We start from the raw sequence: 21,195 nt of genomic DNA, 5'->3' as shown, positions 1-21,195 counted from the left end.
GCGTGATATTTCCGGGTGACTTGGCAAGGTCATCCCTTCAAGGCTCCGGCCCGGTCATGTCGTCGGCCGGCGAGCACGTCCAGCAGGCGGTCCACGTCCGCTTCCGTGTTGTACAGGTGGAAGGACGCCCGCAGGTTGCCCGCGCGGTTGGAGACCTCGATGCCGGCCTCGCTCAAGTCGGGCTGCCGGGAGCCGAGTTGCGGCACCGAGACGATCGCCGAGCCGGGGGCGGGCACCGGCTCGTGGCCGAGGGCGGCCAGGCCGGCCCGGAACCGGTCGGCGAGGGCGACGTCGTGGGCGTGCACGGCGGCCACGCCCAGTTCCTCGATCAGCTCCAGCGAGCGCCGCAGTCCCGTGAAGGTGAACAGGGCATGGCTGAGGTCGAACCGCCGTGCGGAGTGGGCGAGGTCGGCGACCGGGCCGTAACAGCTGTCCCACGGCCTCTCGGCCGCGACCCACCCGGCGAGCACAGGACTCAGCCCGCCGAAGTTCTCGGGGACCGTGAGGAAGGCCGCGCCGTGCGGGCCGAGCAGCCATTTGAAGGAGACCGTGGCGGTGAAGTCGTAGGCGTCCGCGTCCATCGGCAGCCAGCCGGCGGCCTGGGAGAAGTCGACATAGGTGCGTGCCCCGTGCGCGCGGGCGGCCTCCTTGAGGGCGGCCAGGTCGGCGATGCGCCCGTCGGCGGACTGGGCGGCGCTGACCGCGACCAGCGCGGTGCCCGGACGGACGGACTCGGCGATCCGCGCCAGCGGGACCGTGCGGACCTTGAGGTCGCCGCGGACGTGGAACGGGTTCAGTACGGAGGTGAAGTCCTCCTCGGCGGTGAGGACCTCGGCACCGGCGGGCAGGGAGGCGGCGATCACCCCGGTGTGCGCGGCGACCGAGGCGCCCGCGGCCACCCGGGTGGCGGGGACACCGGCGAGCCGGGCGTACGCGGCCCGGCAGTCCTCCACGTCCTCGTACAGCGGAGTCAGCGGCCGGCCCTCGGCCCGCAGCAGCGCCGCCCGGTGCAGGGCGGCGACGGTACGGGCGGGCAGCAGGCTGTTGCTTGCGGTGTTGAGATAGGTGCTCGTGGGGGCGAACTCGGCGCGGACGAGGCTGTCGAACGTCTCCGTGGTCTGCATGGGACCACTGTGCGGCCCCGTGAAGTCTCAGTCCATTGCGGATTTTTACGTGAATCCGCTTAGGGATCCTTATACGTCCGCGCCGACCTGCGGTTTCTCAGTGCTGCGGCACCGCGCACCCGTCCGGCCCACAGGCCTCGGCATCCCCCTGCTCGACCAGTTCCAGCGGGGAGCGCTCGTCCCACGCCTGGGTCAGCGCCTGGCTGAAGACCTCGGCGGGCTGGGCGCCTGAGACGCCGTACTTCCGGTCGAGGACGAAGAACGGGACGCCGGTCGCGCCGAGCTGTGCGGCCTCGCGCTCGTCGGCGCGGACCTCGTCGGAGTAGCGGGAGGGGTCCGCGAGCACCGCGCGGGCGGCCCCGGCGTCGAGACCGGCCGCCACGGCCAGCTCGACGAGCCGCTCGTCACCCTCGGTGAACACGGATCGCTCCTCGGCGAAGTTCGCCCGGTACAGGATCTGGATCAGCGCGTCCTGCCTGCCGTGCTCCTTGGCGAAGTGCAGGAGCCGGTGCATGTCGAAGGTGTTGCCGTGGTCCCGGTCGCGGGTGCGGTAGTCCAGGCCCTCGGCGGCGGCCTGGGCGGCCAGGTTGTCCTCGCCGGCCTGGGCCTGCGCCTCGCTCATGCCGTACTTCCTGGTGAGCATGGTGATGACCGGCTGCACGTCGCCCTTGGCGCGGCCCGGGTCCAGCTCGAAGGAGCGGTGCACCACCTCGACGTCGTCACGGTGCGGGAAGGCAGCGAGCGCCTTCTCGAAGCGGGCCTTGCCCACATAGCACCAGGGGCAGGCTTGGACCAACGAAGCCACAACCGCTCTGACCTGCGGTTCTTAACCAACGCGCTTCGTGAATCTCGAAGGATTCCGCCGAGCCGGGAGGAACCACAGCACCGGGGCGGTCCGACTTCGGAGATTGGACCAAGACGCATGCACCGCGACGACTACCCCGCGCTGCGTTCCCTCGGTTTCGAGGACGACGAACTCAAAGATCTTGGCCTTTGGCTGCCCGCCGTAGGCTCCCCCGCCGAACTCGCGGAGATGTACGTCCGCCGCAGCAAGAAGAAGGATTCACTTAGCGCACTCCGCGAACAAGTCCGCCGTATGTGCGCGCACGCTACCAAGGAAGGCAAGCGAATTCGGCACGTCTGGTTCGAGCAGAAGAGTGCAAGCAAGAGCTACGTTCGGCGCGAGGAATTCGAGAAGGCGACAGCGGCAGTCACGGAAGTTGGACTCTCAAAAGCACTGTACGTCTACAAGACTTCCCGCCTCTCTCGCCGGGGCATGGGTCAAGTCGGCCTGCTGCTCGACACATTCGAGGAACAGGGGGCATACATTTTCGTCGTCTCCGAGAGTTTGGACTCCCGCAGTTCCCGCACGGTACTCGCATTCCTGAGCGAGCAGGCACGCGACCAAGTGAAAGACCTTGGCGATTTCGTGAAGCTGGGGATGGACTCGCATAAGGCTGACGGTAAGTGGACCGGTGGCGTTACGCCCTACGGCCTGCGCGCTGTCAAGGGCGAGGGTCGGCTAGAGCACGATCCCAAGGAATACTCGACGGCACGGCGAATCGCCGAATACCTGTTGGACCGCAAGACCCCGGCATGGATCGCCGAAACGCTCAACAAGGAAGGATTGAAGACGCGTCACGGCCGGAACTGGCAGGCAACGGGAATCATCGCCCTTGCTCACGCTGTGACTTGGGCCGGACTCGTCGCACAGCGGGAAAGGATGCTCGACAAGAACGGCCAGTGGACCGGCAAATACCACCGTGGCGGTACCCCGCTGCTCGACAAGAACGGCGAACCGATCTCCTGCGGTAAGGGCGTCATCACGTTCGCCGAACACGTCAAGATCAAAGCCATCCTTGCGAGCCGCGCACAGAAGAACGGCCCCGTGGGTAACCGTGCACGCGGAAAGCGGGAAATCTCCAACCTTCTTTCGGGGATCATGCACTGCGGACGCTGCGGCGTGAAGGAAGTCAGCAGCGGTCCCGCTTACCGGTGCTACGCCCGGACCAACGAGGGGGCGCACGTCTGCGAGGGAGTTTCCATCGGACGGGACCGGGCCGACGACGCCGTTACCCAAGCGTGGTTCGCTCACATCCTGAGCCTTTCCCCCGAGTCCGCCACGCTCCACGAAATCGCCCGCGAATGGCTGGCCTACAAGGACCCCGACAAGGAGTCCCGTAAGGCTCAGGTGACGGCCGCGCTGGAATCGGCGGTAGGCCGAGAGATGAAACTCAACAAGGAATTTTTCGTTCTCGGCCGGATGACTGAGGAAATGTTCGACAGCATGCGCGTCCAGGTGGGCGAACAGATCGAATCTCTCAAGGCCGAACTCGCCGAACTCACGCGGGAAGCGGACTTGTCCCCGCTGCTGGACCCGGAAGCACTTGCAGCGCTGTGGAACGGGGCCGGTATCGCCGGGCAGCGGGCACTACTGCGGGCCGCGCTCACGAAAAAGGGAATAACCCTGCTGCCGTCTGCGGGTCGGGGGCATCGAGTGCCCGCGATTGACCGGCTGGAGTTCCATTGGCGAGAGGCCAGCGACCCGGCATGGGACACAGCCTTTGAGGCGGGCGTGAAGCTCGTGGAGGCAACACGCTAGACAGCCGCGTAAGCCGCTCTGAGGGCCCCGGTGGGACAACTCCCCGCCGGGGCTTTCTCGTGGCCGCAGACGGCCGTACAGGACATCCGGACACCCCGAGCCGGCTCGTACGTCTGACGGACCGTCAGGAACCTTCCACTCAGTCCCGGTCGGCACGACTTAACCGGCTCACCGCGAGATCAACGGGAGAGGGACCGGCACTTAACCGGCACCCTCTCTGATGCGTAGAGCCCCGCAGCAGGAGAGACAGCGAGGAGGTTGCGCGGTGCCGATCACGAACACCCTTGACCTGGAAACGCTCAGCGCGCGGATGAACGCGTGGGCGAACGAGAGAAACAGCAAGCGCGGCAAACTCGTGCGCGCGTTCCGAAAGAACCTGGGCAACTCCCCAGACCTACAGGCGGCCCGGCTCGCGCTGCTCGTGGGTTACGCGGAAGCGGCCTAGGCGACCGGCCTACTGAATGCCCCCGTCACCGTTGGCGGGGGTTTTCATTTGCGCTGATTTCGCCGAATGCGCTGAGCGCTGCACCTGGATACGCCGAAAGCGCGGACGCCGAGGGCATGGTTACGCCGAATGAACGGAGCAAGGAAACATGGAAATTCCAAACTACACCGAATTGCTTACAGCACTCCGTGCAGCGGAGCGGGAAGTGTTCGACGGATTGCACGCGGAGTCCGAGCGATCTCGTTCCGCTTCCATCTGGTACGCGCACGAGCATATAGAGAGGGCTCTAGGCATCGTTGAATCCGTATTGACGGGTCAGGAATGCGCACTTCCCGCGTGTAAGAACCCAATTCCCGACAGGGAGCCGGGACAGCCGGGCCGTACTGCCCTCTATTGCGGGAAGCGTTGCCGTGACCGGGCGGCCTATCAGGCGAGGAAACAGCGAGAGCAGCGAGCGGGGAACTAGTACAGAAACTCTAGAAATGTAGTTTGTGTAGAAGTGAACTACATTCTAGGTATACCTATAAGAGTCTCTACTAGCAACGCCGGAACTAGGTACAACTACACGCCGGAACGTAACACCCCCTGGAAGGAGCGGACTGCCCTTGTTTTTCGGTGATCCTCGCTGCGAAGTCTGCGACACAGTCCTGACCGGCCGACAGCAAGTCGTTTGTTCCAATGCCTGTCGGCAGGCTCGTAAGCGCGCACGCAAGCTCACGTCCGCTGAGTATCAAGCAAAGCTGATGGGGCGGGACTGCGAGCGCTGCGGAGACGCTTACGAGCCCAAGAATGACCGTCAGCTGTTCTGTTCTGAGAACTGTGCGCATCGCGCAAGGGCTAGCGCGGAAGAATCCCGATGGGAGGCTGTCTGCGAACTGGACGGGTGCGAGAACAGTGCCGGTTGGGATGGATCCGGCCGTGCCCGCCGTTACTGCTCGAACGCGCATAGGCAGAGGGCCTACCGACAGCGGAAGGGTGCGACCCCGCTGTAAGCCGCCATGCGTCCCTGTGGAGGGCGTTTAGAGCCCGCGTCTCGTGCCGACAATGCCCTGGCAGCCCCTGAGAAGGCGTTAAAACCGAGCCGGCTGAGGGGTCGGACTTAACCAACTCACTCTCTGCACAGTGAGGCGGAACCGCTTAACCAACTCACCGCGTAGTGAGTGGAGGCGCTATCCGTCTCTGATAGCGAACGAGTAGCCCGGTCGTTCTTACGGCCGGTGCTGCTGACCACCTACGAACGTTCGTAGGTGCTTGCTGTCCCTGCGGCCGTTACCCGCATTTCCCCGATCTTCGGCGAGTTGATTCACGCGCGCATGGACGGCGTGACGCTCGCTGGTTAGCCCCCTCGCTTGGTCTGTAACGGAGACTGAGCGAGGGGGCTTTTTGCGTACCTGGAGGTTTCCGCAATGCGCGACGCTGCATACCGTGCCGTCGTGTTCGGTGCCCTGCGCGCGACCACCGAGGACGGCCCGAGTGCGTACGCAGATCAGCTCTCCCTCTCCACCGCTGTGAATCGGTGGGCAGGGAGAAACGGTGTCGGCCCGGTGCCTATGGATTCGCTCGTGCGCCTCGTGCACGGCGCGGGATACCGACACTTCCGAACCGACCGGCGAGGCTATTTCGCCGGACTTTCTCTCAAGGAGGACGCCGCGTGAACACGCGAGACAACATCGATCCCGGTTCCAACCCTGACGGCATTGAGCGTGTTCTACGGGCTCGCGCCGAAGCATTCCGGTACAGCTCGGAAATGGAAAAGGCTGCTGAGCAGGCGACAAAGGGCGAGCAGCTAGCCCCGTCGCTGCGCATGGCACTCGGCTATTACTCGGACGCTAAGAAGGCGGCTGGTGCCGCTGGCCGTGACGTATCGGCCCCGGTCGCCGCCGACAACCTTTCCGCTGCTTACAACTCGCTGAACAAGGGAGCCTGACCAATGACTGACGCGAAGCTACAGAAGGCGCGAGAGGCCGCGCTAAAGGCACAGCGGGAGCTAGAGGCGCTTGAGACGGCCGAGGCTGAGAATGCGGCGAAGCTGGCCGCTGAGCGCGAGGCAAAGCAGCGTGAGCTAGACACTGAGTTTCTGGCTACGTGGGAAACGCTCGACGCTGAGCTAGGGGCGGCGGGTAAGAAGTCCGCTGCTGACGCTGTTTACGAGGGTGCAGACCCGATTGCCGCTGTGGCCGCTTTCTGGGTGGCACGTGCGAAGAGGAATACGGTTCGACAGCACGCACGGGAAGCCTATTACCGGCTCCACGGTGAGCACCCCGCCGACGGTTTTGCTACGGAGCTAAGCCACCGAGACATGATGTTTGCTCAGCGACTAGAAGAGGCAATCTCCAGCGCTGCAAATCTTCATGCCGCTGATTTGGCGGATGAGCTTGACGCTAAGTGGCTTGTGCGTGAGGGCGACGCCTAATGACGCAAGACGCACTAGACCCCGGCCCGAATGGTGATTACCCGTACTTCCCTCGGCTGCCCGATGGTTCCCCGGCATGGGCCGATACCGCGCCCGCTGGATACGCCGGAACCATTATGCGGCGGGGTGTCTGTTGGATGACTCTTCCAGATGGGCGGCGGGTGGGTTTCGAAGAATCTCCCCGAGACTCAGGGGGTAATCCGATCAACCCTCCGATACGCCCACCGAAGTGACGAAATGCGCCCCGTCACTCAACTGCGCGGGGCGCTCATTTCCTGCTGCCGTCATCGTCCAGCGCACCTTGCGCCCGTAGTATGAAATTATCAAGGGAATTCTGATACTCCTTGGCCACCCTCACTAGCTTCCTATGGGACCGTTTTCCAATCTGCTGATGCTGGGGTTCCGTGAGATCGCGGAAGATTGCTGCATACGCCGCCAGATCGCTGCCAAGATGGGCAATCGCGAGTGCCGCCGCTGTAACTTTTTTGGGGCCAACGAGAGCGGCTTCCGTCGCTGCCGCCTTAATTTCAGTCGCCGCCTCAAATAACTCATTCACCTGTTGCTCGGTCACGTAGTCCGGCGTTAGCCCGTCGTCCAAAGACGAGTAAATGGATGCCCGATGTCGCACCAGCTCGGCTTTAGAAATGAACTCCTTGTAAACAAGATGGCGCGGCTCACGTCTTTGTCGCTGATGCTCCGAGCGGGCAGCGATGCGGGCCCCTTCGCGTTGAGCCCAACCCGTTGCCATCGCTGCACCGATAGTTGCCACCGATCCGGCGAGCGCCCCCAGCACGGCGGCGATTCCTGCGTCCATGCGGGTCATGCTCGGGTCACTCAGGATGGCCGGTCAAGGGTGTCAGCGTTACAGCAGCAGCGAGCTGTTCACTGACGCAAGTTCCCGCCCCGAGCCGGCCAGAATCCCCAGTCTCTCTGACCTGAGCTTTTGCACAGCGGCTTCCTCGCTGGCGCGTGTGCTCTTGCTAAGGAGTCAGCCTGTCCAGTGCGTACATGGGCTTGGTCGGCCAGGGAACGACCTTTCCATTCAAGTTGAACGGCACCCGGCCAGTCTCATCGCATTTGCCTGAGATTGACTCTGCCAACTGTGCGAGAGTCCGAGTCCCCCATGGGTCAGGAAGAAACACTGTGTAGGGGCCGATCCTGACGACCACGCTACTCAGTTCCTCCGGTTCCTGGACGATCAATATGTGTCTACCCTCGGCATCATGGCTCGGGTTAAACCCAATGATGGGCGGCAAGGTTGCGGACGAACCGGGTCTGATCCGTTGCCGGATAGGGTCCAATGCTGGCTGGAGAATGTAGCTCCACCCCAAGGCGGAGAATGCGGCCAAGTAGGCGGAGCGAATCCATGACGTGTCAGCGCGCTGCGACGAGAAGTTCTCTTTGATCTTGAACCTGAATTCCGCCCCTTCCCCGTTGTCTGCTGTGGCTCGCAGAGCTTGCTCGTGAGCGTCAAGCCGGGCTGGATGGTTCTGCTTCACTACTCCTTCAAGGAACCATCCAGCACCCGTGCTTTGCGCCTCCCCGTTGATCTCGATTCCCCCAGCCTCAAACACGGCACGCATAGGCCGCGCCATGGCATTGCCCGACAACATGCTGTAGAACTCCGCGCGCTTCTGTGCGTGAGAGTCAAAGTCACGTCCTGCGTCATTGTTACAGCGCTTGCAGGTAAGCAGCATTCCCTTTCCGTCGAGCGCTTCCGGCGGCACGTGCTCAACAGTCAACACCTGCGCCGTCACCGCCTCAGATGGGAAGGCGTGCAAACAACAAGGGCATGCGTAGTAAAGATCATCAGTGGGAAGTCGATCAGCGAGCCCGAGCCGAGTCATCACCTGCCGGAACAACGGTGCTCCCTCGCTGAACCAGCGTTCTCGCTTGTCCATGTGGCGAGTATGCCCGTGCTTGGCGTCGACCACCGGCGATTTCCCATGCTGATCATGGCATGCCCCCCTGGGGGGTGCCTCCCGCTCGGTCCGGCAAACGACCGGCAGGGAGGTCTAAAAACGTGATGGCAGTTCAAAGCCTTTTCTGTGGCGCGACCTGCGCCTTTGTTCACTGGAGTTGAAACCCCATGACTTCAACTAAGCCAATCATTCAGCACTTCCGCGAGGGTACGTATCGGCCCGACCGGCACGCTGACCGCCTATCGCTGCCACCGAGTGACCTGACCGAGCCGGATTGGTCCACGGTTATTGGTGACGGCCCGGACGCTGGCAAGGTGAAGGCGGACGCCTCGGATATCTGGCATCGGATCGTCCCCGCACTGTCGGCTGCTACTCGAATTAGTGACGCGCAGCGGGAAGTCGTCGTGACGTTCTGCACGGCGCAGGCTCGCGTGTGGGAGGCCGAGCGGCTAATCAGCCGTGACGGTCTACTCGTGGTCGGTGCGAATGGCGTTCTCGTAAGGAATCCGGCCACGACGGTACTCAACACGTACGCGAACATTCTTAAGTCTGCGCGTGTGGAGCTAGGGCTTTCCCCGTCCGCTGCCGCGCGAATCACTGTGGTTGCGCCGGACGAGGACGACGACCCCGACGGGATTTGGGACTGATGATTGACGACGATTTCCGCGCCGAGCTAGCCGAGTGGGCCGGGCGAATAGCGTCGGCACAGCACCGGGCCGGCGAGAGGAAGGCAGCGGATTACCGCCGTAAGTCTGCGTGCGAGGGAATGAGCCGCGTTTGGCTCGCCTCCCACATGTCCGCTGACGTGATACGCGGTTACGAGAATGCACGGCGCAAGAGGGAGGCGGCGGCAAATGGCTAGGAAGTCCAAGGTTCTAAGCGTCCGTCATACCGAGGAGTCGCGTGCAAACCTGGCTGCCATACAGCAGCTATCCGGCTGTGAGACAGCGAGCGAGGCTGTCATACGCGCACTGGACCTGTATGCGGATTACCTCAAGCTCCCGTCCGGCACTGTCACACACACGACCGGCTACACCCGCGCGCCGCGCGACACCGCCTGACCACCTACGAACGTTCGTAGGTGCTGCTGCCCCCGATGGCTTTCCACTGTCGGGGGTTTTCTGCTTTTAGGCGGTCTCGACAACGCGGTGACGTTACCGGGACAATGCCGCCATGGATGCGGGACTGGCAGCGGTACTAGGTGCGACAGCGGGTGCAGTCGGGGGCGTCGTTGGCTCCATAGTGTCGGGGAGGGTGCAGCGGGACGGTGTGTTGATATCCGTACGGGCTGAGCACCTGAAGGAAAGACGCCAACCTCGCCACGATGTCTATAGGGATTTCATTCAGGCTATGACAGACCTGAAAGAAAGAGTCCTCGTGGACAGTTACGAGAACACGCGCTCTGAGGAAACTGTAAACCTCCGGAAAGAAGTCAACTCGCGATGGGTTGACCTTAGTCTTCACGGGCCGGATTTCGTGATTGTGGGCGCATCCCGTGTGCGTGATGCAGCGCTGGAAGTCGTATCCCATATGGCGGTCGCTCGCGTGTATGCAGACCATCTGATCGGGTTGGATGAGGAAGACGAGCGGTTTGCGGAAGCCCAATACAACGCGGGGCGGTCAGTGGACCTGTTGCAAGTCGCAGCTCGGACGCTCGCTCGCGATGTTGACGAATTCGCATTGACCGCTAGCGCTGCACTGAACGACGACGGCACGAGAAGGGCGAGCCCCTTGCGTAGGCGTCGCATGCTTCGACGCCAGCTGAACGCCTAAAAACGTTTGTAGGTGCTACCCCCGATGGCTTCCGCTGTCGGGGGTTTTTGTGTTTCTGGCGCACCTTCGAAAGAAAGGCAGGGGTTCTCGCCGGCTCGTGGGTGCTGAACCGCTGTTGCCCAGCATTCCCAAGGGTTCGGCGGTCCCTTCGATTCCTAGGCTGCTGAGTCGAGAACGACCCGTACCTCGGGGACGTCGGCGTACTCAGCGAGCCGAGCGAGGACGACCCGGCCCCGTTCCGCTGTCCTCTCGCTGGAAAGGTCGGCCGACAGCGTCAGCATTCGTTGCGCCGTGGCCGCCGCTTCTTCGGGCTCGTTGGCATCGGCGTAAGCCACAGCGAGCCACGAGAGATAGAGCGCCATTTCGCGCGTGTGCGTGGCGTCGTATTGCCCGAGCACTTCGCGTAGTAGGGGCACAGCGCGGAGCGGTCGGCGTAGTTCTGTGTAGACACGAGATTCCATGACGCGCAATTCCCCGGCGTCCACCCAATACAGATACGCCGGTGACTCGGTTCCCTCGCTGTCAGCCGTGAGCGCCTCCCCCGCTTCACCGAGGGCGCGCATAGCCGTCTGCGAATTCTCGACCCCGCCCGCTTTCGTCGCCGCCCAAGCCACTCGATCGAAATACAGCGCGCGGGCCTTTGGTGGTGCGTCCGGTCCGGCCCCGTCCAGTGCCGCGCGGGCAAGGTCTAGCCCTTCCAATTCCCGCCCGGTGTTGCTCAGTTGGTAGGCGAGCGATCCGGCAAGATTTCCGGCAAGGGTTCGATCCTCGGCTTGCGTGGCCGCACTCAGACCGAGCCGGTAGATCCGTTCCGCCTCGGCGTGCTGTCCCGCGTCGCTGGCAATCCATCCGGCGATTTGAGCCAGCTCCCCGATCTGAACAAGTAGCTGACGGCCCGTCAGATCTGAGTAGCTGTGTTCGCGGAACATTCGAACGGCTTTCCGGAGTTCGCGGAGCGCTGGCCGCATGAGATCCCCACCGGCTAGGAAGTCGTCAGCGAGCCGAAGGCTGTGCACCCGCTGTTGCAAGTCGTCCACTTGCCTTATGCCGATACGGCCGCTTGCACGGGCCGTCAGAGGCTCTAGCGGGTCCTCGGCGGGCAGGAAGTCGGCGAGGGTGGGCAAAGGCGGCTCAGTGGGCGTCTGTGGCTCGCACAGCGTCTCTACGGGAACGGCCAGGGCGGCAGCGAGGAACGGTAGCCATTCGCGCGGCGTGCGTTTCCCTGTTTCCCACCGGCTGACTTCCTGTCGTCCGACCGGCTCGCCGACCACACCGGCCGCCCGGCATACCTCCCGCGCTAGCCGTGCCTGACTCCAGCCGAGCCGTTCCCGCTGTTGCCTGATGTTGGCCCCGATTGCACTCCCCATGTGTCCAGTCTGGCCGACAGTTGGCCTACACGGGGCCGCTAGTCGGAGATCCATCACGGCCGGAGGCTGGACGCCGAATTGCCGACAGCGAGGGGACACGATGGCCACCACGCAGATCAGCGAGAAAGGCGCTCCGCTGGAACCGGTCGGGGTGGAGGGGTGCCGCACCTGTGCCGTCCTGGTGCAGTCCCGGCAGACGGCCCGCGAGGCTGGTGCGCTGGACGCTGTGGCCCGTTCGAATCGGGAGATTGCCGCTCACCCGCATAGACGCGCTGGCGCGGTGACTGTGTGGGGTGTCGCCCAATGACCGAGCCTTTGCGCTATCCGGGCCCCGCTGTCGATCTCCCGCTAGATGACTGGCTTTATGAGGCTCGGCCGGTGGCTGGTTGCGGCACGTGCCAGGAAGCAGCCCGAGCGCTGGGGACAGCCAAGGCAAGCGGTGATGCCCAAGAGCGGTTCAAGGCAGCGCGAATCATCCGGGCACACCCTCACGGGGCGAGAAAGTGACAACGGCCCCGGAACGTCCCCGCGTTGTTCGGCAGGTGGTCAGACTCCGCGTTCCTGTCGCTGATCGCTCGGAAAGTCGCCACCCAAAGCCGCGCGCCGGGCGAACAGGTGGGCAAGAACCCTGGAGCCTTTGGAAGTCAGGTGATCTCTGCGGCTGCTGCGCCGGTCACCGTGTCATTTGGTGTGACGGCTGCTGCGGATTCGACGGCTGCGAACTCTGCCGGTGGACCTACAAGCGCCCCTGCCCCGAATGTGTCGGCGGGGATGCCGAGCCGATCCGATGGTGACTCGCTGGCGGCTCGCTGCGTTCGTCCTGGCGGGGTTCCTTGGGTACCTGCTGGCCGCCGCTCGCTGACCAACCCGTGTCCGTCGCCGACCGGCGCGGGTTCCTCGGCCCCGTCCGTCTGTCTCCCCCGTGGCAGATGGGCGGGGCTTTCGCACATCTATGCAGGTCAGAGGCCGTGCGCTAACCTATGGCTCTGTTGGTCCAAGGGCAGGCGATGTCGCTCCAGATCTCGACGCGCATGTCTTCGGCTCTTTCCAGGTCGTACGGGTGCGGAGGCTCTCTCCGCCAGCAGTACGTGAACGTTCAAACAGCCGGGTTCATTCCCTCCGGGAGGCGGCTGAACCGGGCCGGTAGGCGCTCGGGGTGGGCGGCGCCGGGGTGGCCGTCGCCGCGGGCGCCGCCTCCCTGCGCATCGGGGCCCGTCGGCCGCACCCGGTGGTGCCCGTGCCACTGGTGCCGCCGGCGCTGGGCTGCGCGCTCACGGCGCCGCCACTGACCGCCGCGATGACGGTCGCCGTACCCGCCGAGCTGGCGGCTCTCGCGGCCGGGGTGCTCGACTCGGCCCGGCAGATGGCCGGCGGCCCGGGCATCGCGGTGTTCGGGGCGCCGCTCGGCGACGGCTTCGAGGCCGGTGTGCGGCTGAGCCCGGCCGTCGGCGCGGCCCGGCTCACGACGACGGTCGCCCTCAGCTTCCGTCTCGCAGGTCGCTCGGCCAGGCGGCCCTGAACGCGAGGTGGTCGTACGTCACCACGCACCCCTCCCCCAGGGGCGACTGGGTCATGAAACCGACCAGCGCGTCATCGGTCTCCTTCTCGTCGCCCAGGGTGAACAGCCGGACGAAGGTCCACCGCTCGCCGTCCCGCGAGGCGTGGAAGGCGAAGGCCCGCCCGGTGCGGCTGACCCGCAGCCACACCGAACTCCCCTCGACGGTGAAGGAGTTGGCGTCGTCGGAGTGCCCCCGGGTGACCACCGTGCAGACGGTGGGCACATCGGGGGAGTACTCCAGACACAGCTTGGCCCAGGCCCGCTCGCCGACGTGGACGTAGAGGACGCCCGCGTCGAAGGCGGCCCGGAAGCCCACGGTGACCCGAGCGATCAGCTGGAAGTCGCCCTCGGGCGCGCCCAGCAGCCGGGGCGCGTCCGAGACGGGGTCCAGTGCCTCCCCGGTGGGCGGTACGAACCGGCCCTGCCGGGGCCCGGCCCAGCCGGTCAGCACGCCGTCCTCGTAGGTCCAGTGCCCGTCGGGTCCGTAAGTACGGAGAGGGAAAGGGAGTTCGGGAAGTTCCACGTCCATCGGCCAAGTGTCGCAGGGCTGCGATTACCGCTCCAGAATCCCGTTGAACCGCCGGGGAAGCCCCAGCGGATTCTCATCGCGGAGCTCCCTCGGCAACAAGGCCGACGGCGCGTTCTGATAGGCCACCGGCCGCAGCCACCGCTCGATGGCCGTACCGCCCACCGAGGTGGACGTCGAGGTCGTCGCGGGGTAGGGGCCGCCATGGTGCTGGGCCGGAGCCACCGCGACACCGGTGGGCCACGCGTTCACCACCACACGCCCCGCCAGCGGAGTCAGCTCGGCCAGGAGTTCCGGCCCCCGCCCCTCCCCTGCCGCCTCCTGCGAGGACAGGTGGACCGTCGCCGTGAGATTCCCCGGCAACCGCGACAGCACCACGGCGGCCTCCTCCTCGGAGGTGTAGCGGGCCACGACACTGACCGGTCCGAAGCACTCCTCGAGCAGCAGGTCGTACGCGCCCTCCTCGGTGAGCCGCTGCGCCGGCACCGTGAGGAATCCGGCGCTGACCGTGTGCTCGCCGTCCGCGCCCGGCGTGACCGGCGTCTCCACGTCGTCCAGGCCGGCCCGCTCCCGCACCCCGGCGACGAAGTTGTCCCGCATGCGGTGGTCGAGCAGCACCCCCGCGCCGGTGTCGCTGACGGCGTCGGCCAGGGCCTTCACCAGCCGGTCGCCCCCGGCGCCGGACGGCACCAGCACCAGCCCGGGCTTCACACAGAACTGCCCGACGCCGAGCGTCATGGACCCGGCCAGCCCGGTGCCGATCTCCTCGCCGCGCTCGGCGGCGGCGGCCTCGGTCACCAGGACCGGGTTCAAGGACCCCAGCTCGCCGTGGAACGGGATCGGCACCGGACGCGCGGCCGCCGCGTCGAACAGCGCCCGCCCGCCCCGTACCGAACCGGTGAAGCCGGCCGCCGCGACCAGCGGGTGCTTGATCAGTTCGACGCCCGCCTCGAAGCCGTGCACGAGGCCGACGACGCCCTCGGGGATGCCGTGCTCGGCGGCGGCCCGGCGCAGCACCTCGGCGACCAGCTCGGACAGGGCCGGGTGGTCGGGGTGGGCCTTGACGACCACCGGGCAGCCCGCGGCGAGCGCGCTCGCGGTGTCGCCGCCGGCGACGGAGAAGGCGAAGGGGAAGTTGGAGGCGGAGTAGACGGCGACGACGCCGAGCGGCACCTTGTAGCGGCGCAGGTCCGGGACGGGCGGGGTGGCGGTGTCGTCGGGGTGGTTGATGACGACGTCGAGGAAGGCACCCTCGTCGACGATGTCGGCGAAGGCCCGCAACTGGTAGCTGGTGCGGGCGAGTTCTCCGGTCAGCCGGACCGGGCCGAGGGCGGTCTCGGCGTCGGCGGTCCCGACCAGGCCGTCCCCGGCCGCGTCCAGGCCCGCGGCGGCCGAGCGCAGGAAGGCGGAGCGCACCGCGCGGTCGGCGAGGGCGCCACGTGCGGCGTGGGCCGCCCTGACCGCCGTGTCCACCTCCTGGGCCGTGGCCTCCACCGCAACCTGTTCACGCTGCTTCCCGGTGCGCGGGTCGACACTCCAGACTGGTGCTGCTGCCACCGCGGATCCCTCCAGTAAGGCCGCAATATCCAAGGGCGGGCCAGGGTCGACCATCAGAGGCGTTCGATATACTGAACGCTGTCTCTGATGATGAATATGCTGCTCGGAGACTATTTCCCGGCGAATGAAGGGGTCAAGGGCGATGTCGGCTGGCGAGACAGGCGGGGCCCAGGTCAAGTCCGCGGTGCGGACCGTCGAGTTGCTCGAGTACTTCGCCGGCCGGCCCGGTATGCACTCCCTCGCGTCCGTCCAGGAGGCCGTGGGGTACCCCAAGTCCAGCCTGTACATGCTGCTGCGCACCCTCGTGGAGCTGGGCTGGGTGGAGACGGACGCGACGGGCACGCGGTACGGCATCGGGGTGCGGGCGCTGCTCGTGGGCACGTCGTACATCGACGGCGACGAGGTGGTGGCCGCCGCCCGGCCGACCCTGGACCGGCTCTCCGACGACACCACGGAGACCATCCACCTGGCCCGGCTCGACGGCACCAACGTGGTCTACCTCGCCACCCGCCAGTCCCAGCACTATCTGCGCCCCTTCACCCGGGTCGGGCGCCGGCTGCCGGCCCACTCCACCTCCCTCGGCAAGGCGATCCTCGCCACGTACAGCGACGAGCAGGTGCGCAAGCTGCTGCCGGAGACCCTGCCCGCGCTCACCGAGAACACCCTGACCGACCGGGAGAAGCTCATCGAGGAGCTGCACCAGGTCCGCGAGCAGGGTTTCGCGGTCGACCGTGAGGAGAACACGCTGGGCCTGCGCTGCTTCGGCGTGGCGATCCCCTACCGCACCCCGGCCCGGGACGCGATCAGCTGCTCGGTGCCGGTGGCCCGGCTGACCCCGGCCCATGAGCAGATGATCAAGGACGCGCTGTTCGACGCGCGTGACCGGCTGACCCTGGCGACGCGCAGGCTCTGAGCGCGGGCGGTGGTGGGCGCGGCGCGCGAGCCGTCGTAGGCTCGGGCCCCATGGAGATCGCTCTGCGCGCCGTGGAGGACGATGACCTGCCGGTTTTCCACCGGCAGATGACCGACCCGGAAGCCGTCCGGATGGCCGCGTTCGGCCCGGAGGGCCCGTACGACCCGGAGGCCTTCGCGGCCTACTGGCTGCGCGTGCGGAAGTCCTCCTTCGTCCTGCGCACGGTGCTGGCCGACGGCGAGGTGGCCGGTAACGCGGCGGTCTACGGCGTGGCCGGCGAGCGCGAGGTGACGTACTGGATCGAGCGCGCGTACTGGGGCCGGGGCGTGGCGACGGCCGCGCTGCGGGCTCTGCTCACCGAGGTTCCCGAACGGCCGCTGTACGCGCGGGCGGCGGCCGACAACGCGGCATCGCTGCGGGTGCTGGACAAGTGCGGCTTCCGCGAGACGGCCCGGGCCCGGGGGTACGCGAACGGGCGGGGGCAGGAGATCGACGAGGTCGTGCTCGTCCTGGAGGACTGAGGCCCCTCCCCCGTGCGGCGGAGACGGATCGTCGGGCCGCAGGAGGTGCTCGCCCGGGGCGACGCGGGAGCGTTGGGGCATGACGATCTCAACGGCCGCTCTCACGGCCGGCATCTCCACGCGACGCCGTTCGCTCCGGCTCGTGGCCATCACCGCCTGCCTGCCGTACATGTCCCTCAAGGCCGCCTGGATCGCCGGCAGCCACCTCGGCATCCCGGACGGCAGTCCGCTGCTGGAGCACCGGCTGACCGCGGCGCTCGCCAACGGCGTCACCGTGCTGATGGACGCGGCCGTCGTCGTGCTCGCGCTGCTGCTGACCCGTCCGTGGGGCCGGCGGGTGCCGGCCTGGCTGCTCGCGGTGCCGATGTGGCTCGCTGTGGGACTCCTCGCACCCATCATGGTGGGCTTCCCGCTGCAACTGGTCCTGCACGGCGGCGGAGGCGGCCACAGCGATGGCAGACCCTTCCTGGCCGACTGGGTCTTCGCGGTGGTCTACAGCGGGTTCATCGTTCAGGGGCTGGCGCTCGGCGCGCTGTTCGCGGGGTACGCCCGTGAGCGCTGGGGGCACCTGTGGCGGGGGCGGGTGCGGGAGCTGCCGGCCGGGGGCGCTACGGGGGCGCAGCGGCTGACGGCCGTGACGGCCGCGCTTCTCGCGCTGTTCCCCGGCGTGGTGCGGCTGCTGCGGGCCTTCGGGGCGGCCTCGGCGGACGGCAGCGGTGCCCGGTCCCTGCAGTGCGTCTTCGTCCTCTTCCTGGCCATGGCCGTCACCGGTGCCTGGCAGCTCGCGTTCCGCCGGGGCCGTGCACTGCCGGTCGCCGTGCCGCTGGCGCTGGCCTGGACCGGCTCCGGGGCCGTGACGTGCTGGGGCGGCTGGATATCGCTGGGAACGCTGGTGACGGCCTACAGGCCGACACCGCTGACCAGCCTCACCTACGCTGGGCAGATGATCACCGGCCTGCTCGTGGCGAGCGTCATCGCCCACTTCCTCGCGGACCGGCCCGCCAAGGCACCGCGGTGACAAGGGCGTTGAGGCCGCTGTTCGGCGGGCGGGCGCGGCGCCGTTGGATCCATCTCATCCTCGGCGGCGCGCTCGCCATGCCGTACGTCCTCGTCGGTTCGTTGGTCGTCGGGCCGCTCACCGGCGTGGACGACGTCTTCCGTTCGCTCCCCCTGCAACTCGGCTCGTTCGCCGTCGGGTTGCCGCTGGCCGCCGTCACCGCGCTGTTCCCGTCGGCCCGGCCGCTGGAGTCGGCCGCCGCGCGGGCCCTGTGCGGTATCGACGCGGAGGCACTCGCCCACGGCCCGGCCCGGACGCGGGCCGAACGAGGCCGTACGGCGGCCTGGTTCACGTTGCACCTCGGCCTCGGCGGGATCATCTCCGGCATGTCGCTGGCCGTGCCGCCGTTCGCGGCGGTGCTGGTCGTACTGCCCCTGTTCGCCGGACTGCGCCACTCCCCGCTCGGCCTGCCCGAAGCCCTCGACCACCCCTGGGCGTTGGCCCTGTCCCCGGTCGCGGGCCTGGCCATGCTGTGCGCGCTCGCCGCGTGCGCGGCCGGCTGCGGCGCCCTGCTGGCCCGCTGGGCGCCCGCGCTGCTCGGACCCACCCCGCAGGACCGGCTGGCCGCCGCGGAGGCCCGGGCCGCCGACCTCGCCGTACGCAACCGGCTCGCCCGCGAGCTGCACGACTCCGTCGGACACGCCCTGAGCGCCGTCACCCTCCAGGCGAGCGCGGCCCGCCGGCTCCTCGGCTCCGACCCGGAGTTCGTCCGCGAGGCGCTCGCCGCCATCGAGGAGACCACCCGGCGCACGGTCGGCGAACTCGACGCCGTGCTCGGCGTGTTGCGCGACGGGGACACGCCGGGCACCGCGCCGGCGCCGACCCTCGCGACCGACCTCGACGGGCTGCTGCGCCGGACCAGGGCCGCCGGACAGCCCGTGACGGCCACCGTCGGCCTCGACCCCGCCGCGCTGCCGGCGCTGGTCTCCCGGGAGGCGTACCGGATCGTGCAGGAGGGCCTGAGCAACGCCCTGAAGCACGCCGGCACGGCGGTCGCCGTGCGCATCTGCGCTTCCGCCGGCCACCTGGAGATCACCGTCGAGAACCCCCTGGGCACGGCCACGGCTCCCCGCCCCGGCGGCGGCCACGGACTACGGGGCATCGCCGACCGGGTGCGGCTGCTGGGCGGCACGGCACAGGCGGGACCGTCGGGCGGCACCTGGCGCCTGCACGTACGCCTGCCCCTGACCACGGCCGCGACGGCAGCCGACACGCAACCCCGACCGCTCCCGAAGGGACCCGCATGACCCAGCCCGCCATCCGGATCGTCCTCGCCGACGACGAGCGCATGGTCCGCACCGCCCTGCGCGCCATCCTCTCCGCCGAGCCGGGCCTGGAGGTCGTCGGCGAGGCGACCACCGGCGCCGAGGCCGTGTCCGTGGTCCGGGAACTGCGGCCCGACGTCGTGCTCATGGACGTCCGGATGCCCGAGGTCGACGGCATCCGGGCCACCGAGCAGATCGTCGCCGCCATGGCACAGCCGCCGCGGATCGTCGTCGTGACCACCTTCGAGAACGACGCGTACGTGTACGACGCCCTGCGCGCCGGTGCCGCCGGCTTCCTGCTGAAGCGGTCGGACGCCGATGCCCTGGTGCAGGCGGTACGGCTGGTCGCGCGCACCGACACCCTGCTGTTCCCGTCGGCCGTGCGGTCCCTCGCGGCCCAGCACGCGCGCGGCACCGCATCGGCCGCGCCCTGGGTGAGCAAGCTCACCGGACGTGAGCGCGATGTGCTGCGGCACATGGCCGACGGACTGACCAACGCCGAGATCGCCCGGCGGCTGGACGTGGGCCCCGCGACCGTGAAGTCGCACGTGGCGGCGGTCCTCGCGAAGACCGGCGCCCGGGACCGCACCCAGGCGGTGATCGCCGCGTACGAGGCCGGTTTTCTGAGCGGGCGATGAGAAAACGGGGCGTACGGGAACGATCGGCCCCGTCCCGATCGTCTTCGAAGCGGGATGAACAAGACGATCAGGCGGGCGTCCGTCTTCGCGCTGCTGCTCGTGCTCGCTCTGCTGGTCAGGGCGACCTGGGTGCAGTTCTACGACGGCAAGGCCCTCGCGGACGACAACAGCAACCGGCGGAACGCGATACAGACGTACTCGCGGCCGCTCGGGAACATCATCGTGGCCGGGAACGCGATTACCGGCTCGACGCGGACGAAAGGGAGCGACCTCGCGTACAGGCGGACGTACACGGACGGCAAGCTCTACGCCGCGGTGACGGGTTATGCCTCGCAGGCCTATGCCCCGACCCAGCTGGAGGGCATCTACGCGGACCTGCTGAACGGCACGGACAACCGGCTGAAGACCGTGATGGACACGCTCACCGGCAAGCGCGCCGACCCGGGCAACGTGCTCACGACGATCGACCCGGCCGTGCAGAAGGCGGCGTACCGCGCGCTCGGCGGCAACAAGGGCGCGGCCGTCGCGGTCGACCCGAAGACCGGCAAGATCCTCGCGGTGGTGTCCACGCCGTCGTACGACCCGTCCTCGCTGACCGACGCCAACACGGCAGGGATCGCCTGGAAGCAGCTCAACGCGGACAAGGACAAGCCGCTCACCAACCGGGCGCTGCGCCAGCCGCTGCCGCCCGGCTCCACGTTCAAGCTGGTGGTGGCGGCGGCAGCGCTGGAGGACGGGCTGTACAAGACCGTGAACGAGCAGACCGACAGCCCGGACCCCTACACCCCGCGGGGCACGACGCACGTGCTGGTGAACGAGAACAGGTCGGCGCCGTGCAAGAACGCCTCGATCCGCGTCGCCCTGCAGTACTCCTGCAACAACGTCTTCGGCCATATGGCCGTCCAGCTCGGCCAGGACAAGGTGAAGGCGATGGCCGAGAAGTTCGGCTTCAACGACGACAAGCAGGACGTGCCGGTGCGGGCCTACGCCAGTGTGTATCCCTCCGGCATGGACGAGCCGCAGACCGCGTTCTCCGGCATCGGCCAGTTCGACGTCACCGCGACCCCCCTGCAGATGGCCATGGTGTCCGCGGCCATAGCCAACGGCGGCAAGCTGGTCTCGCCGCACATGGTGTCGCAGATCACCGACAGCGGCGGTGCTGTGCTGCACAACTACGACGACGACGCGGACAGCAAGGAGATCATCAGCTCCTCCACCGCCGAGCAGCTTCAGTCGGCGATGGAGACGGTGGTCAAGGAGGGCACGGGCACGAACGCCCTGATCGACGGCGCCACCGTCGGCGGCAAGACGGGCACCGCCCAGCACGGCGAGAACAACAGCAAGACGCCGTACGCCTGGTTCACGTCCTTCGGCAAGTCCGACAGCAGCGGCAAGGAAGTGGCCGTCGCCGTGATGGTGGAGCAGTCGGACGCGGCGAGGTCGGAGGTCAGCGGCAACGGTCTGGCGGCGCCGGTGGCCAGGGCGATGATGCAGGCGGCACTCAAGTGACGCCC

20 protein-coding genes are annotated in these 21,195 nt (G+C 67.4%); 13 read left to right on the top strand and 7 right to left on the bottom strand.

The genetic code is table 11. The annotated features are described in order from the left end of the window. Positions 1–29: 29 nt before the first annotated feature. Both ACIGXP_RS21165 and ACIGXP_RS21160 read right to left on the bottom strand, forming a co-directional pair. On the bottom strand, positions 30–1,124 hold the full coding sequence (locus tag ACIGXP_RS21165; RefSeq protein ID WP_399770347.1) for an aminotransferase class V-fold PLP-dependent enzyme: 1,095 nt from the start codon (positions 1,122–1,124) through the stop codon (positions 30–32). Positions 1,125–1,221: 97 nt separating this feature from the next. Further along, the gene (locus ACIGXP_RS21160; protein WP_399770345.1) at positions 1,222–1,929 is read right to left on the bottom strand and encodes a DsbA family oxidoreductase; all 708 of its coding nucleotides are present in this window, start codon (positions 1,927–1,929) and stop codon (positions 1,222–1,224) included. A 117-nt stretch (positions 1,930–2,046) separates the two neighbouring features. Here ACIGXP_RS21160 and ACIGXP_RS21155 point away from each other — a divergent pair, with 117 nt between their 5' ends. From ACIGXP_RS21155 to ACIGXP_RS21140, 4 genes are all read left to right on the top strand, one after another. Continuing rightward, positions 2,047–3,726 (top strand): recombinase family protein, encoded by a 1,680-nt coding sequence (locus tag ACIGXP_RS21155; RefSeq protein ID WP_399770343.1) that lies wholly within the window; start codon positions 2,047–2,049, stop codon positions 3,724–3,726. 265 nt (positions 3,727–3,991) lie between these two features. Continuing rightward, positions 3,992–4,171, top strand: coding sequence for a hypothetical protein (locus tag ACIGXP_RS21150; RefSeq protein ID WP_399770341.1), 180 nt, complete (start codon positions 3,992–3,994; stop codon positions 4,169–4,171). Between the two features lie 1,651 nt (positions 4,172–5,822). Then, the gene (locus ACIGXP_RS21145; RefSeq protein ID WP_399770339.1) at positions 5,823–6,098 is read left to right on the top strand and encodes a hypothetical protein; all 276 of its coding nucleotides are present in this window, start codon (positions 5,823–5,825) and stop codon (positions 6,096–6,098) included. A 3-nt stretch (positions 6,099–6,101) separates the two neighbouring features. Next, complete coding sequence (locus tag ACIGXP_RS21140; protein WP_399770337.1) at positions 6,102–6,584, top strand: hypothetical protein; 483 nt, start codon at positions 6,102–6,104, stop codon at positions 6,582–6,584. Between the two features lie 268 nt (positions 6,585–6,852). Here the strand turns inward: ACIGXP_RS21140 and ACIGXP_RS21135 are convergent, their stop codons facing one another. Together ACIGXP_RS21135 and ACIGXP_RS21130 are read right to left on the bottom strand one after the other, a co-directional pair. Next, complete coding sequence (locus tag ACIGXP_RS21135; RefSeq protein ID WP_399770335.1) at positions 6,853–7,398, bottom strand: hypothetical protein; 546 nt, start codon at positions 7,396–7,398, stop codon at positions 6,853–6,855. A gap of 166 nt (positions 7,399–7,564) precedes the next feature. Beyond that, positions 7,565–8,485 (bottom strand): hypothetical protein, encoded by a 921-nt coding sequence (locus tag ACIGXP_RS21130; RefSeq protein ID WP_399770332.1) that lies wholly within the window; start codon positions 8,483–8,485, stop codon positions 7,565–7,567. Between the two features lie 188 nt (positions 8,486–8,673). Here ACIGXP_RS21130 and ACIGXP_RS21125 point away from each other — a divergent pair, with 188 nt between their 5' ends. Further along, a complete protein-coding gene (locus ACIGXP_RS21125; protein WP_399770330.1) occupies positions 8,674–9,153 on the top strand; it encodes a phage terminase small subunit P27 family in 480 nt (159 codons plus the stop codon). A 703-nt stretch (positions 9,154–9,856) separates the two neighbouring features. Further along, complete coding sequence (locus ACIGXP_RS21120; protein ID WP_399770328.1) at positions 9,857–10,279, top strand: hypothetical protein; 423 nt, start codon at positions 9,857–9,859, stop codon at positions 10,277–10,279. A gap of 155 nt (positions 10,280–10,434) precedes the next feature. On the opposite strand, the gene ACIGXP_RS21115 is transcribed toward ACIGXP_RS21120, so the two are convergent. Continuing rightward, the gene (locus tag ACIGXP_RS21115) at positions 10,435–11,646 is read right to left on the bottom strand and encodes a helix-turn-helix transcriptional regulator (protein ID WP_399770326.1); all 1,212 of its coding nucleotides are present in this window, start codon (positions 11,644–11,646) and stop codon (positions 10,435–10,437) included. Between the two features lie 1,156 nt (positions 11,647–12,802). Between ACIGXP_RS21115 and ACIGXP_RS21110 the strand changes: the two genes are divergently transcribed. Next, positions 12,803–13,165 carry a hypothetical protein gene (locus ACIGXP_RS21110; protein WP_399770323.1) on the top strand — a complete coding sequence of 121 codons (363 nt, stop codon included), beginning with the start codon at positions 12,803–12,805 and terminating at the stop codon, positions 13,163–13,165. Here the strand turns inward: ACIGXP_RS21110 and ACIGXP_RS21105 are convergent. Together ACIGXP_RS21105 and ACIGXP_RS21100 are read right to left on the bottom strand one after the other, a co-directional pair. Beyond that, complete coding sequence (locus tag ACIGXP_RS21105; RefSeq protein WP_399770321.1) at positions 13,125–13,733, bottom strand: DUF1349 domain-containing protein; 609 nt, start codon at positions 13,731–13,733, stop codon at positions 13,125–13,127. The two genes, ACIGXP_RS21110 and ACIGXP_RS21105, sit on opposite strands and share 41 nt — an antisense overlap. A gap of 24 nt (positions 13,734–13,757) precedes the next feature. After that, positions 13,758–15,287, bottom strand: coding sequence for an aldehyde dehydrogenase (NADP(+)) (locus tag ACIGXP_RS21100; protein WP_399770319.1), 1,530 nt, complete (start codon positions 15,285–15,287; stop codon positions 13,758–13,760). Positions 15,288–15,429: 142 nt separating this feature from the next. Between ACIGXP_RS21100 and ACIGXP_RS21095 the strand changes: the two genes are divergently transcribed. The 6 genes from ACIGXP_RS21095 (at position 15,430) to ACIGXP_RS21070 (ending at position 21,190) form a co-directional block, all read left to right on the top strand. After that, the gene (locus ACIGXP_RS21095; protein ID WP_363214947.1) at positions 15,430–16,200 is read left to right on the top strand and encodes an IclR family transcriptional regulator; all 771 of its coding nucleotides are present in this window, start codon (positions 15,430–15,432) and stop codon (positions 16,198–16,200) included. Between the two features lie 50 nt (positions 16,201–16,250). Next, positions 16,251–16,721 carry a GNAT family N-acetyltransferase gene (locus tag ACIGXP_RS21090; RefSeq protein WP_399770315.1) on the top strand — a complete coding sequence of 157 codons (471 nt, stop codon included), beginning with the start codon at positions 16,251–16,253 and terminating at the stop codon, positions 16,719–16,721. Positions 16,722–16,800: 79 nt separating this feature from the next. After that, positions 16,801–17,739, top strand: a complete 939-nt coding sequence (locus tag ACIGXP_RS21085) for a hypothetical protein (RefSeq protein WP_399770312.1) — start codon at positions 16,801–16,803, stop codon at positions 17,737–17,739. After that, complete coding sequence (locus tag ACIGXP_RS21080; RefSeq protein ID WP_399770310.1) at positions 17,736–19,025, top strand: sensor histidine kinase; 1,290 nt, start codon at positions 17,736–17,738, stop codon at positions 19,023–19,025. The genes ACIGXP_RS21085 and ACIGXP_RS21080 overlap by 4 nt, the downstream gene beginning before the upstream one ends. Next, a complete protein-coding gene (locus ACIGXP_RS21075) occupies positions 19,022–19,681 on the top strand; it encodes a response regulator transcription factor (RefSeq protein WP_363214951.1) in 660 nt (219 codons plus the stop codon). Before ACIGXP_RS21080 ends, ACIGXP_RS21075 begins: the two co-directional genes overlap by 4 nt. A gap of 54 nt (positions 19,682–19,735) precedes the next feature. Beyond that, a complete protein-coding gene (locus tag ACIGXP_RS21070) occupies positions 19,736–21,190 on the top strand; it encodes a peptidoglycan D,D-transpeptidase FtsI family protein (protein WP_399770307.1) in 1,455 nt (484 codons plus the stop codon). Positions 21,191–21,195: the final 5 nt, after the last annotated feature.

The organism is Streptomyces sp. NPDC053069 (assembly GCF_044546895.1).
Lineage (GTDB): Bacteria > Actinomycetota > Actinomycetes > Streptomycetales > Streptomycetaceae > Streptomyces.
The sequence above is the reverse complement of the archived record's forward strand: the minus strand, read 5'-3'. Positions and strand labels throughout refer to the sequence as shown.